The sequence below is a fragment of the Enterococcus sp. DIV0213h genome, from assembly GCF_051711285.1.
GTDB classification, from domain to species: Bacteria; Bacillota; Bacilli; order Lactobacillales; family Enterococcaceae; genus Enterococcus_D; species Enterococcus_D casseliflavus.
This window is the reverse complement of record NZ_JBIOMH010000001.1, coordinates 1102123-1116137: the sequence shown is the minus strand read 5'-3', so window position 1 is coordinate 1116137 and position 14015 is coordinate 1102123. Positions and strand designations below refer to the sequence as shown.

The following is a 14015-nucleotide window of genomic DNA, read 5'->3' as shown; positions in this document are numbered from 1 at the left end:
TTTATTTGATGAACTGACTGAGGTTTTTTGTTTCAACAAAAAACAAATGAAGGTGGTACCGCGAAATGATCGTCCTTCCCAAAGAATTGTCTTTGGGAAGGTTTTTTTTATAAAAAAGGAGGAAGAGGTATGAAACGAAGGATTCGATTTGGTATGGGCATTGGTCTGTTGTCCTTGGTCTTATTTTCTGGCTTCGGCAACCAAGAAGAAGTGACCGGAAATGCCGAAGAGCAGCAGACAGAAATCAGAGTTGGTACGACACCAGGACCTTACAGCGAACTGTTTCTTCAGGGAATCAAACCGATTTTAGAAGAAGCAGGCTATACCGTGACTGATATTGGCTTTACTGGGGTATTGGAAGCAGACATTGCACTGAACGATGGCGAAATCGACTTAAACGTCGATCAGCATACCGCCTATTTAGAGAACTTTAATGAAAATACGGGTGCCGATTTGGTGGGTATCACACCGATCCCTACGGTTCCAGCTGGCTTGTATCCTGGCAGAAAGGACAATTTAGCAGCGATTGAAGCAAACGATACCATCGGGATTCCCAATGATCCGTCAAATAGCGCCCGTGCCCTGTTGCTGCTGCAAAAAGCTGGCTGGATCGAACTTGACCCCGAAGTGGCGCCCATTGACGCGACGTTAAGAACCATTACTGACAATCCTTATAACCTGGATATCGTCGAGATGGATTCTGCGCAAATCCCCCGCAGCTTAGCAGACTTAGACTATGCGGTGATTCCCGGCAGCATCGTTTATAGTGCTGGAATTGCTGCAGAGGAAAGCTTATTAAGTGAAGACATTTTGCAAGAGTATGAACTGGTGGCAACGGTCAAAGAAGCCAACCAAGACAGTGATTTGGCACAGGCAGTGGTGGCAGCATATCGTTCTGAAGCCTTTAAAGAACTGCTGGCAGAAGAGAATCAAACGGGCTATTGGTTTATTCCTGAAGAATTGCAATAACCGCTTCACAAGTAGCAATAAGCAGCAACTGTCGTCTTATTTTTTAAGAAGCTTCTATTATAGAAGGAAAAGAACTGACTACTATTGATTGGTGGACCCTTTTTCCGTCTGAATCTTTGTAAAGGAGGTCAAAAATTGAATATTCAACAAATGCGGATCGTGCAAGCGATCGCTGACCATGGAAGTTTTCGTGAAGCAGCCAAACGGCTGTATCTCTCACAGCCAAGTCTTTCCCAAGCCGTGAAAGAGTTGGAAACAGAATTGGAGGTCCAGCTTTTCGAGCGTACGAATCAAGGTGCCCGCTTGACTGCCGAAGGCTCGGAATTTCTAGACCATGCCCAGCCGATCTTGAGTCAAGTGGCGCAGCTGCAAACGCGTTTTTCCAGCAAGCAAGCAGCGAGTCAAACCTTCGCCATCGCAAGCCAGCACTATGATTTCACGGCTGGAATTTTCAGTGAACTGCTACAGGAATTTCCCAAATGCCGCCAGTTTCGCCTATTAGAAACCACGACCTTAAAGGTAATCACGGACGTGCAGCAATATCGAAGTGAATTTGGGGTTCTTTATTTGAATGAGCAAAACCAAGCAGGATTGGAAAGACTGTTACAAGGCGCCCAATTGTCCTTCGAGGCGTTGGGACGGTTTCGCCCCCATGTCTTTTTACGAGCGACTCATCCCTTGACAGAAAAAAAGCAACTTTCCTTAAAGGATCTTGCGCCTTATCCGCAAGTACGTTTTTTGCAAGAAGATGAACGCTATTCGTTCTTTTCCGAGGATTTGATCGACTTTGCTCAAAGCCCCCAAGTGGTGCATGTCAGCGATCGAGGCACAATGGTCCAGCTATTACAGCAGACGAATCTTTATGGAACCGGCTCGGGGATCGTTGCCCAACCAGAACGCCAAGGATTGGCTTTTCTTCCTTTGATCGACGCGTCCGAGGGTGAGATCATCCTCATTAAAAAGAACGATCGCCCATTATCAGTGATCGGCGAGCGTTTCTTAACAAAATTACGACAACACCTTGCCGCGTTTCCTACTGATATATAAGCGAAGGCCTCCTCTTCCTACTCCCCATAGATGATTGGCTGCACCTTCGCATTATATAAAAAATCCTTGAGCCACTTCCCATGCAGGAGGCTCAAGGATTTTCTTTTACGGTTACTGTTGTCGGCAATCACCGCTGATTACAGCTGCTCTGCCTGCATTTGATACATTTGCTGATAGATCCCTTGCCCTTGGACAAGACTCGCATGGGTTCCCCGTTCCACGATCTTCCCTTGGTCTAGGACCAAGATTTGATCGGCTTGTTTGATCGTTGACAAACGGTGAGCGATCATGAAGGTCGTCCGTCCTTTTTGCAAGACGGTCATCGCCTTTTGAATGATGGACTCTGTTTCAGTGTCCACATGGCTCGTCGCTTCATCCAGAATCAAGATTTTTGGATCAAACACCAGCGCACGGGCGAAACTGATCAGCTGGCGTTCTCCACTAGAAAACTCATTGCCTTTTTCAACGACTGGATGATGGATGCCTTTTTCGTAGCGGCTCAAAAGGTAGTCAGCGCCGACTTGTTTCAAGGCATCGATAATCATCGCTTCGGTGATCGTTGGATCGTTCATCCCGATGTTGCTGGCGATCGTTCCAGTAAATAGATAGGGATCTTGCATGACGATCGCCATTGAATCTCTTAAACTATGACGATCATAATCAGCGATCACTTGTCCATCCACAACGATTTTTCCCTGCTGCGGATCATAAAAACGGAACAACAGGTTCAAAATACTCGATTTTCCAGAACCAGTATGACCAACTAAAGCAATGGTCTCTCCTGCGGCAACGTCAAAGTTGATATCGTGCAAGATCGCTTGCTCAGGGTCGTAGCCAAAGGTCACTTGTTGGAAAGAAACATCGCCATTCGTGACAGTCAGCTGCTCACTTTGTTGTTTTTCAACCGGCTGATCAGCAAACTCAAAGACCCGCTGTCCAGCAGCTAATGATTGCTGCACATTGGTGATGGTTTGGACAAGCCCTTCGATGGGATCATACAGGCGGTTGATGTAATCAATAAAGGCATACAGCAAGCCTGCTGAGATCGCCAACCGGCCATCAAGGAAAAAGGCGGCCAAGGTCGTGATCAAAATCAAGATCGTTGAATTTCGCAACAAGTTGCCTAATCCCCAAGCGATACTTGAATCGAGCAAGAGGTATTTACGTCCAGTTTTGAACCATTTCTCTACTGTTTCATTAAATTCTTTCTGCAACTGATTTTCTCGTTGGAAGGCTTGGATGATCGCCATTCCTTGGACAAATTCATTCAACTGCCCACTGATTTGTGAGATGTACTCCCGCATTGCTAAATTGTAACGAGAGGCATATTTGGTATAAAAATGCTGCCAGATTCCTAAAATCGGGATCAAAATCAGCATCGCTGCTCCTAAGGTGCGGTTCAAAAGAAACAATGCAATAAACGCCCCAATGATTTGGATGATGTTGCTTAACAAATTACTGATCACGATCACGTAGAAATTCGACCGCAAGACTTCGGTGTCATTCGTGATTCGTGCAACGACTTTACCTGCTGGGATTTGGTCAAAGTAAGAAACGGGTAATTTGTGCATATGGTCAAAAAGCTGATCCCGCATTTTTTTGACGATACTGTTGGACATTTTTCGCAATTGCAGCAAGCTGATATAACGAAAGAGGGAACCAATCAAATTGACCAGCAAATACCCAGCGAGCAATTGGATCAAAAGCATCGTGTCTAAATTGCTACTGTTAACCGCTGGTGTCATCACTCGATCGATCAGCTGCTTGGCAATCAGTGGGGAAGTCAGTTCGAGCGCTGCAGCTAGCAACAGCAAGATCGCACCCACGGTAAATTGTTTTTTATAATAGCTCAAATACGTGAGCAAACGTTTAATCGTTGAGAACACTCGTATCGTCCTCCTTTAACTGTTGATGATAATACTGCTCTTGGTACCAGCCTGGCGTTTCGATCAACTCCTGATGGGTACCACGCTGTGTGATCCGTCCGTCTTCTAAGACGATGATTTGATCCGCTTCGGTGATGGCGGACAATCGATGGGTCACGATGATGGAGGTCGGTGCCTGCTTCATCGTTTTCAAATTCGTGATGATGGCTTGTTCCGTTTTGGCATCAACTGCCGAAAGGGCATCATCCAGTAAGAGGACTTCACTGTTTCGTAAAAACGCCCGTGCTAAGGACAAGCGTTGTTTTTGTCCACCAGAAAGGGAAACACCTTTCTCACCGACGACCGTTTCGAGCCCTTCTGGCATCCGCTTGATGTCTTCGCTAAAGCAAGCAGCTTCCAGTGCTTCCCACAATACTTCTTCGGAAGCGTCTGGCTGTCCGAATAACAAGTTCTCGCGAATCGTTCGTGAAAACAAGGTATGTTCTTGCGGTACTTCTGCAAAGTGGTTGCGCACTGCTGTTGTTTGATAGGCCGTCAACGGCTGCTCGTTGATCAAGGGAACTTGATCAGAGTATGGATAGCGGTGACCAAATTGTCTTAGCAGCGTCGTTTTTCCGCTGCCGGTCTTCCCAACGATCCCTAAGACTTCTCCACGAGTGATCGTCAAATCCAGTCCTTCTAACACATAACGAGCTGCTTGCGGGTATTGGAAATGGTATGCTTCAAAACGGATCGTATTGATGGCTTGCAGGTCGGCTTCGCCTGGCGTTTCTAATTCATCTCCCGTCTGCAGCACTTCATTGATCCGACGCCAGGATGCGGCACCTTGCTGCATCACATTCACAAGATCTCCTGCTGAGATCATCGGCCAAACGACCATTGTCAAGTACACTTGGAAAGAAACCATCGCACCGATGGTGATCGTTTGGTTGGCAACAAGAAACGCCCCGACACCAAAGCTCATCACAAAACTGATTGCTAAGATGATGGTAATCAGCGGCCCAAAACGGGAATCGATCTCAGAAACGATATTGTTTTTCGCTCGTGTTTCCAGTGTTTTCTTTTGAAACTGTTCCGTGGTGGCTCCTTCTAGTCCATAAGCTCGGACGACCCGAATGCCATCAATGATCTCCAGCACTTCACTGTTCATCTCAGAAACAGAATTCTGCGCTTCCGTAAACGCCTTATCGACTTGCGAGCCCCATTTGAAAATGTAATAGGCTAAAAGCGGCATTGGAATCAAGGCAATCAAGGTCAGTAGCCAAGAAACCGTCCCAGCCATCATCGCTACGATAAAACTTAGATACAAACTAGTATTTAAGAAAACCATCAGTCCATACCCAATGGTCATCCCCATCACTTGGACATCGTCACTGGAACGAGTCATTAAATCACCTGTTCGGAAACGATGGTAAAACGGCGCCCCCATTTTGAGAAAGTGGCTCATCAATTGTTCCCGTAATTGTTTTTGCAGATCGTAGGAACCAATAAATAAATTAAACGTCCAAACAAATTCCGCCAAATATCCTAACAAGATAGCTCCCGCGAAGAGGCTCACATATTGGATCAGTACGGAGTAATCAAAATTATCTTGAATCAACGCATCGATGAACAAGCGCAGAATATAGATCGGTGCGACATACATCGCACTAGCGATCACCATAAAGACGAATACAAAGGTATAGCGCACCTTATGTTCTTTAAAATACGTTGTTAATTGTTTTAATACATACTTCATGTTTTATCCCTCACATTCTAAAAAAGTACACAAAAAAGCTCTGTCCCTTCGGAAAAAGGACAGAGCATAAACGTCGTTATTATAGACATTATCTGTACACTAATGGTTACCGAATGAGGGATTCACTTTATTCAATTTGGTTGTTTTTTTATCAAATACTTTTTGCATCGTAATCCCTCCTTCTCTTTTTATTTTTGCTGACTACACCTAACACTTTACAGATAAGTTTCTGAGAATGCAACAACTTTTATTAATTTTTTTTCAAAAAGATTGACTTTTCTAAAAAGGCATTTCTCAATTTCTCGCTTTTTAACAACTATTTTTTGAAAACGAATTCTCGGTTTATCCTAAGCGTTGCAAGGAATCTGACAAAATAAAAAAACAGATGCCCCTCTCTTCAACAAGCGTTGTTTGGTCAGCACACTTGGTTGAAAAAAAGTTCCTCTGTTTTCTTACTTCCTGTTTATTCTGAGACAGATGCTAGGCGATAGGATACTGTTCGTCCAAAAGGAAACACTTGCACCCCTTGCAAACGATCTGTTTTCAAATACGCTACCGCTCCTTGATATAACGGCAAGACGGCTGTATCTTCAACGATCAATTGTTTCTCGAGTTCTTTCAATAAGTCCCAACGGGCAGCCGGGTCGTTTGCTAAAGTCGTCCGTGCTTCTTGTAACCCTTGGTCGTACTTTTCACTAGCATACCCAGAGGTATTCAAGCCACCTGTCGAATCATAAAATTCTAAGAAGTTGATCGGGTCCGCGTAATCTGGTGTCCAAGTCCCGAAGACGAGATCAAATTCACCTTGGGATTGCAAGTCCAAGCGGTTTTGTAAAGGAATCGACTTGGCATCGATGGTTAATCCAGGCAAATTGGTTTCTAACTGTCCTTGGACAAATTCGATGGTTTTCTTGGCTGCTGCTGTATCTGCTGACAACAGTTCCAAAGTGATCTCGTCTTGGCCCAACTCTTCTTTGGCTTGTGCCCAAAGCGCTTGTGCGGCTGTTAGATCATACGGCAGTAAATCGCCATTTTCTTCACGAAAATCTTGGTCTGTTTCAGGATCTTTGGCAAAGTTGCTTGGCACAAAGCCGTTCAATGCAGTGGATCCATCGCCTAAGATATTTTCAGCAAATGCCTCTTTGTCGATGGCTTGTAAAATCGCCTGACGTACCTTGACATTGCCTGTGACTTCTCGTTTTTGGTTGGCACTTAAATACCCCACCAGCGCCTTTGGCACATAGTTGGCTTGAGCTGAGTTTTGGTATTGCTGCGCGTACGTATCCGTTAAGGTGGTGTAGTCCAGTTCTCCTGTTTCAAAAAGGCTGACACCAGTTGCCGTTTCCTTCACTACTTGCACGTCGATCTTGGTCAATTGGACATTATCAGCATCCCAATAATCAGGATTTTTCGTTAACGTCCATGATTCGTTGGTCCCGTTCCACCCTTCGATCAAGAATGGGCCATTGCCGACAAAATTTTCCGCTGACAACCCATAATCGGCGCCTTTTTCTTCAGCAAATGCCTGATTTTTTGGCATAAAAGGTGTCCCGACCAGAATCTGATCCAAATACGAGATCGGACTTGCCAATGTCAGCTCTAACGTCTGCTGGTCCAATGCTTTGGCACCTAACTCACTGACCTCAGCATCTCCTTGACGTACTTGACTGCCATTTTTCAACACATCCATTTGATTGCTGCTGCTAGAACCGTTCTCTGGATTGGCAACATATTGAAAGGCGTAGACAAAATCATCTGCTGTAACAGGATCGCCATTGCTCCATGTTGCATCACGAATGGTGAAGGTATAAACCAGTCCATCTTCTGATACCGTAGGCTCTTCAGCGGCCATCGCAAGCTCAGGATCCCCCTCTTGATCCAGACGGTATAACCCTTCTGCCACTTGTCCGATCATATCGGAACTGTTGACATCCGTGTATTGCCCGCTATCAAGGGTCGATAAGGCGCCCGCGGTTGACACTTGAATCTCTTGCGCAACAGCGCCTTGCTCCTCTTGCTGTCCAGAATCCGTCGTGGGACTCGTGGTACTGCAGGCACTTAAAACCAATACTGTGAAAGCAGTGATACCCATCATTTTCTTTTTCATTTTTCTCCTCCTTGCGTGACCCTCTTTCTTACAACACATCAACGACATACTTGAAAACCGCTTGTTCTTGTAAAAGCGCATCATAGGCAAAGTCAGGATGCCACTGAACCGCCAACAAGCGCTGACCCACGTGTTCAATGCCTTCAATGATGCCATCAGGACTCCAAGCTGTCTTTTGCAATGGACGAGCCAATCGATCCACCGCTTGATGATGAAAGGAATTGACCTTTGTTTTTTGACCGTATACACGAGCCAACATGCTTTTTTCAGCCGTCGCGATGGCATGGGTCGGCACTTCTTTCGGAATCGGCGCCTGCATATGAATGATCTCACTGAAGGTACTGATGTCTTGCTGCAGCGTGCCCCCAAAGGCCACGTTGACCAGCTGCATCCCCCGACAAACCGCAAAAATTGGTTTCTTTTGCAGCAGCGCTTCATCGATCAGCGCCAGTTCAAACTCATCCCGTGCCAAAAAGCCGCTTCCAGTTGCCTGATGGGCCTCCTGCCCATAAAACTTGGGTGAAACATCTTGTCCACCAGCTAACACCAGTTTATCGATCTGTGAAACATAGTCCTTGGCTGCAGCTGGCTCACTGATTGGCAAGAGCAATGGCAGTCCGCCCGCTTGCTGGATCGCTCGCACATACCCTAATGGTGTGTAGGCGATCGGCAAATGATGCAGCACATCGCCAGCATCTTGCACTTCATTCGCAGCGATCCCTATAATTGGTTTGCCCATCGACATCCCTCCCTGATTAACGATTTTTTCAGAAAAAAGCGGCATCTAGCAGTTGAACAAGGCAAGCGCCGCTTTTTCCCTCAAGATATGTTTCAACTATTCTAAACCAATCAGCACTTTTTGTGAAACACTATTTTCACTTTCGCGATCATTTATTACAATCACCATTCTATTCAACCGCCTCTTTGATTCGCAATAAAGAACACCGCTAGTCAGATATAGTTGAATTTTGCCAATGCTTTCTCTACGTAAAAAAACATGCGAGAAGCCGTGGCTTTCCGCATGTTTCGTCATTAAAATAATCGATTGTCTTTTAAAAACTCCAGCATCTGTGTTTTTAGGGGATCTTTTTCATTACGGATCGACTTTGTTTGCGTCGGTTCATCAAGTGTCGATGGTCGCTTTTTAGGAAAAGGCGCCGCTGGTTCTTCTGCTAACTCTAAAATTTGAAAGGTATCCACCACGACTTCTGCCGCACAAAATCTTTGCCCTTCTGCTGTTTCATACGGACAGCCTTGCAAGTGTCCGTTGATTTTGATACTTGCTCCTTTTTGAGTATACCGTAAAAAGGTCTCTGCCTGTTTCCCATGAACGACACAAGCAAACCATTCATGATGCACTTCTTCACTGTTTTGCCATTGAGATACAATGACAAGATCAAAACGAACGCCCTGATCGTCCGCCGCATCAAACGCTTCTTTACTAGGCATCGCTGCGATTTTCCCAGTAAGAACCACTTTATTCATTGCCACGCTGCATCCTCGCTTTTCTCTCATTTCTTGAGTGATCTAAACTTATGCGACCTATTCTACCATATTCCAAAAAACAAGCAATCAAAGGTTAAATGGCTTAAGAAATGCTTTGAAAAAAATGAATCAACTCAAAGAATTCGTCTGCTCCTGTCAAAAAGCTGCGATTTTTTACGGAAAAATCCTCTTTGCTCCACACAGCAAAAAAACAGTTGGTTCAATACCCCTATGAACCAACCGTCTTCTGCAAATCTTTATTTAGCAAAGGAATCTTGACTACCATAGCGATCAAAATGGAGGGTTTCGCTTTCGAGATAATCGATGATCGCTTTGGGGATCAGGACCCCTTCTTGCTGAGCTTTTTCAAAGTGTATTTGGCTGATCTCTCCAGGATAGTAGACTTGTGATTGCCCTTTTACTGGCGGGATTGCATGCAGCTCAGTCACCATCTGATCGACGCTTTGCTTGAAGGTTTCGGTGTCCGTAAAACGAGACGGATCGATCACAAGAAGGAATTGTCCTAAGCGACGTTTTTCCGTCAAGTCCGCATACATGGAGGTGACCTGTTTACCAAAAGCCAAGCCTAGCATCGAGCCGGCTAAAATATCCACCATCATCATTAAGCCATACCCTTTGGCACCAGCGATAGGCAATAATCCTTGGACTGCATAGGGATTGGTGGTAGGCAAGCCTTGCTCGTCTACGGCCCAAGTATCGGGGATCTGCTGTTTCTTCGAGCGAGCGTCCAAAATTTTGCCCCACGCTTGAACCGTCGTCGCCATATCAAAAACCACCGGCGGATGATTGGCTCGTGGTGCTGCAAACGCGATTGGATTGGTGCCAAAATAGTTTTCGGTCCCACCAAAAGGCACCGCCATCGGATCCGATTGACACATGGCGATCGCCACTAAGTCGGCTTCAGCAGCCTGTTTGACGTAATACGCCATCGTCCCGCTATGGCTGGTCTGCTCGATTCCTACTGCAGCGATCCCTGCTTCTTTCGCCAGATGAATGGCGATCGCGATCGCTTCATTGCACACATAATGCCCCATGCCGTTATCTCCGTGAAAAATTCCAGTAGCGGCGCCTGTTTTTTCAAAAGACATGTTTGGTTCTAGCGTGATGCCGCCTTTTACTAAGCGCTCGGCATAGTAGTCCATCCGCACGGCACCATGAGAATGGATCCCGCAAGCATCCGCAAAGGTCAAATGCGCCGCTGTTTCACTGGCCGCGGCTTCTGGCAAACCAGCAGCCAAGAGTTTCTTTTTCATCAATGCTTCTAATTCCAGCAGGGAACGTCTGCTCATTTCTTTCATCTTTTTTCCTCCTTAGAAAAAGAGAAGCACGCTTGGCATCGGCTTCTCTTATTGATTAAACACGCGATGATCGAGTTCATCAGCTGATTTAGCGATCAAAAGCGCTGAATAGACATCTGAGTTCACGTTCAAGATCGTCCGCAGCATGCCAACAAACCATTCGACACCAGCAAATAGCGCAATGCTTTCGATTGGTAAACCGAGCTGGGGAACAATGATTGCCAAGGAAACTAACCCCGCTCCGGGAACAACTGCATTGGCTAAAGAAACGAAAGTCGCAGTTACAGCTACCGTCACCATTTGGATCCCGTCAAAGTTGATTTGATACATTTGGGCGATCGTCATGACTGTAATCGCCATATGCATCGCTGACCCATTGCTGTTCAAAGACATCCCTAACGGCAATACCAAATTGGTGATGCGGCTACTGAGTCCTAATTTATTCTGGGATTCTTCCATAGCGATCGGCAGCGTGATGGCAGAGGAGGTTGTCGCCAATGCCATGACCGACATATTTTTCATATTTTTGATCAATCGTAACGGATTGATCCGACAATACACGGTCAACAAGACTAGCCACAGCCCAAGGAACGTGACGGTGGCTAGACCGTAGACAAGCAAATAGCTGCCTAATGGCAAAATGATCTGCAAGCCCAGGGAGCTGATCGTTGAAGCGATCAAAGCAAAAATACCGATTGGTGCCACGATCATCACGTAACGAATGATGGCAATGACGACCTCATTCAGATCCACGATCAGCCCATAAAGAGCTGACTCAGGTTTCTTTTGCATAAAGCGATTGAGGGCAACACCAAAAAATAACCCAAAAACGATGATTTGAATAATTGACCCTTTACTCAACGCATCGAAAATATTCGTGGGAATAAAGTTGATCACTGTCTCTGATATAGAAATTTCTTGTGCTTGCAGAGGTTCGCCGGCAGCTTGTGAAAAGTCGATCCCTTTGCCTGGAGCAAAGAAGAGCGCCATCAGCACGCCCCATGCAGCAGCGAATAAGGAGGAAATCCCAAAGACAGCGATCGTTTTTCCACCCAAACGAGTGAGTTCTTTCGGGGCAATCCCCCCAACTGCTTGAATGATTTGGCCAACGATCAATAATGGGATCGCCATTTGCATCAGACGCAAGAAAAGATCGCCCAAAATTTTTAGGAACGAAGCGGCTTGCCCAAAGAACAAACCGCAAAGAATCCCTAGTAGAACGGCAATAACGATCTGCGTCACCATCGGTAGTTTTTTTGCTTTCACTTTGATCCCCTCTTTATTTTCGAAGTATGGTTCCTGTATGCTGATCCAGTTCAGCTAACTTTTCGATTGAGGTAATAATCGCGGTTCTGGCTGCATCTTCTTCAACAAAATCAATCGCAGCTTCTATTTTTGGCAACATACTGCCCGCTGCAAAATGGCCTTCCTCGATGTAGCCCTTGGCTTGTGCCACACTGATTTCCCCTAAGGCTTGCTGATTCGGCTGGTTGTAATTGATGTAGATATTGTCGACACCAGTCAAAATGATCAGGCGATCGGCCTGCACGTCTTTTGCTAAGACACTAGCGGTAAAGTCTTTGTCGTTGACGGCTTCCACGCCAGTAAACCCATTGTCGTTGCGAACGACAGGTACGCCACCACCACCGGCGCAAATCGTGATCACACCAGCATCGACCAATGTTTTGATGGCTTCTTTTTCAACGATTTCTTGCGGTTTCGGGGATGGAACCACTTTACGGTAACCACGCCCAGCATCTTCTTGATATACCCCGCCATTGGCTGCCATCGCAGCATTGGCTTCCTCTTCACTATAAAAAGGTCCGACTGGTTTGGAAGGTTTCTCAAAGGATGGATCTGCTGGATCGACACGAACTTGGGTGACTAATGAGATCACCGAAGGATGTGCTTGACGTGTGGCAAACTCATTGATCAAGGCATTTTGCAGCCAATAACCGATACTTCCTTGGGTCATCGCCACGCAGCTGTCTAATTTCAATTGGGGGTTTTTTTCACTTTCCCCTGCTTTTTGCTGCAACAGTAAGTTGCCGACTTGTGGTCCATTGCCGTGACAAACAATGACTTTTTCCCCTTTTTCGACAAAATCGGCAATATAACGTGCTGCTTGCGCAACAACTGCTTTTTGTCCTTCATCACTAGGGTCTTTATCTAAAATAGCATTGCCGCCTAACGCGATCACATTCAAACTCATTTTATGCTCTCCTTCTGATTTTCCTTTGCTAATACGGCAAAAACACCTAATCCGATCAGCAGTAATAGACAAGACAGGTAAAACCCGACCTGCATCGATCCTAAAGAATCGGCTAAAAAGCCAGTAACATAAGGTGCTAAGATCGACCCCGACATCCCGATAAAATTATAGGCACTCAAAGTCGTTCCTAAGGCGCCTTTTGGTGCGTTTTTCGTCACAAAGGTCACGACGATTGGGTCAAGCGCCAGCTTGCCAGTCAATCCATACAAAATCAAAACAGTGATCAATAAGGTACGATCCGTTACAAAGGCAATGGCAAATACGGAAAGGGTCGCCAATGGGACCAATAAATAGACTAATTTTTTCGTTGCGCCTGTTTTATCATTCAATCGAGCAAAAATCAACGCACCTGGAATTGATGCCCATGGGACTAAGGAAGCAATAAAGCCGACACTCGCCCCTTCAAAACCACGCTCGGCAATCAAGAATTGCGGCAGCCAAGTAATGATCACAAAGTTTGCATAAATGCTGGTAAAGCATAGAACAAAGGCTGCCACGAGATTGCGGTTTGAAAAAATCTGCTTCAAGGAAATCTTTTCTTTCGGCCCTTCTTCTTTTATTTCTTGTCCTTCATCTTCTGGACGAATCACTTTTTCTTTCAAAACAAAATAGAACAAGACACCGACGATCAAGGTCGGAATCGCCATTAGGAAGAAGGGTTGGCTCCAATGGCCCCCGTTATCCAAGACCAATTTACTAGAAAGCAAGTACCCGCCAGACGTTCCAAACGCCATCCCACTGTTGATAATGGCATTTCCGACGGTTCGTTTGTTGTCGGGAATCGCTTCGGTAGACAATGCGTATTGCGGACCGTAATAGGCACCTTGACCAATCCCTGCAATGGCACGAATCACTAAAAACAAAACAAAGCTTGTGGCTAGCCCACTGAAGTACGTAGTCACCGCCAATAAAACAAAGCCTAGAGCGATCACTAATTTGCGACCGATTTTGTCGCCGATGATCCCAAAAGGAATTTGCGCAACGGCATAAGTCAAAAAGAAAATACTATTGGCAAGTCCTAGTTGTGTGTTACTTAAATTGAATTCTTCACCGATCACACCCATGATTGGATTGAAGATCGTCCGTGTGGCGTACATTAAAATCCAGCCGACAAAGAAAATAGCAACGACTTTTTTCCAGTAAGAATTGCTTACTTTGACCGCATCTTTCTGGTTACTGATTTCCATGATTT

The 14015-nt window shown here is 45.7% G+C and carries 11 protein-coding genes and 1 other annotated feature (1 of these 12 running past the window's edge); of the genes, 2 read left to right on the top strand and 9 right to left on the bottom strand.

Features of this window, described 5'->3' with window-relative positions:
- Nucleotides 1-80: a binding site (T-box leader), on the top strand (it extends 152 nt beyond the left edge of the window).
- A gap of 49 nt (nt 81-129) precedes the next feature.
- Nucleotides 130-969: a MetQ/NlpA family ABC transporter substrate-binding protein gene (locus IGI77_RS05085; protein WP_438769621.1), complete on the top strand. Its 840-nt coding sequence runs from the start codon at nt 130-132 to the stop codon at nt 967-969.
- 135 nt (nt 970-1104) lie between these two features.
- On the top strand, nt 1105-2016 hold the full coding sequence (locus IGI77_RS05080) for a LysR family transcriptional regulator (protein ID WP_438769620.1): 912 nt from the start codon (nt 1105-1107) through the stop codon (nt 2014-2016).
- 137 nt (nt 2017-2153) lie between these two features.
- On the opposite strand, the gene IGI77_RS05075 is transcribed toward IGI77_RS05080, so the two are convergent.
- From IGI77_RS05075 to IGI77_RS05035, 9 genes are all read right to left on the bottom strand, one after another.
- Complete coding sequence (locus IGI77_RS05075) at nt 2154-3902, bottom strand: ABC transporter ATP-binding protein (RefSeq protein WP_005225384.1); 1749 nt, start codon at nt 3900-3902, stop codon at nt 2154-2156.
- Nucleotides 3886-5640, bottom strand: coding sequence for an ABC transporter ATP-binding protein (locus IGI77_RS05070; protein WP_010747689.1), 1755 nt, complete (start codon nt 5638-5640; stop codon nt 3886-3888). Before IGI77_RS05070 ends, IGI77_RS05075 begins: the two co-directional genes overlap by 17 nt.
- Nucleotides 5641-6103: 463 nt before the next feature.
- On the bottom strand, nt 6104-7747 hold the full coding sequence (locus tag IGI77_RS05065; RefSeq protein WP_438769619.1) for a peptide ABC transporter substrate-binding protein: 1644 nt from the start codon (nt 7745-7747) through the stop codon (nt 6104-6106).
- A 28-nt stretch (nt 7748-7775) separates the two neighbouring features.
- Nucleotides 7776-8486, bottom strand: coding sequence for a gamma-glutamyl-gamma-aminobutyrate hydrolase family protein (locus tag IGI77_RS05060; RefSeq protein WP_081116811.1), 711 nt, complete (start codon nt 8484-8486; stop codon nt 7776-7778).
- A 293-nt stretch (nt 8487-8779) separates the two neighbouring features.
- Nucleotides 8780-9262 (bottom strand): single-stranded DNA-binding protein, encoded by a 483-nt coding sequence (gene ssb / locus IGI77_RS05055; RefSeq protein WP_016610622.1) that lies wholly within the window; start codon nt 9260-9262, stop codon nt 8780-8782.
- Nucleotides 9263-9489: 227 nt separating this feature from the next.
- Complete coding sequence (gene allD / locus IGI77_RS05050; protein ID WP_438769618.1) at nt 9490-10551, bottom strand: ureidoglycolate dehydrogenase; 1062 nt, start codon at nt 10549-10551, stop codon at nt 9490-9492.
- A 48-nt stretch (nt 10552-10599) separates the two neighbouring features.
- Nucleotides 10600-11817, bottom strand: a complete 1218-nt coding sequence (locus tag IGI77_RS05045) for a dicarboxylate/amino acid:cation symporter (RefSeq protein ID WP_015509197.1) — start codon at nt 11815-11817, stop codon at nt 10600-10602.
- A gap of 13 nt (nt 11818-11830) precedes the next feature.
- Nucleotides 11831-12763 carry a carbamate kinase gene (gene arcC / locus IGI77_RS05040; RefSeq protein ID WP_008379201.1) on the bottom strand — a complete coding sequence of 311 codons (933 nt, stop codon included), beginning with the start codon at nt 12761-12763 and terminating at the stop codon, nt 11831-11833.
- Complete coding sequence (locus tag IGI77_RS05035; RefSeq protein ID WP_005225376.1) at nt 12760-14010, bottom strand: MFS transporter; 1251 nt, start codon at nt 14008-14010, stop codon at nt 12760-12762. The genes arcC and IGI77_RS05035 overlap by 4 nt, the downstream gene beginning before the upstream one ends.
- Nucleotides 14011-14015: the final 5 nt, after the last annotated feature.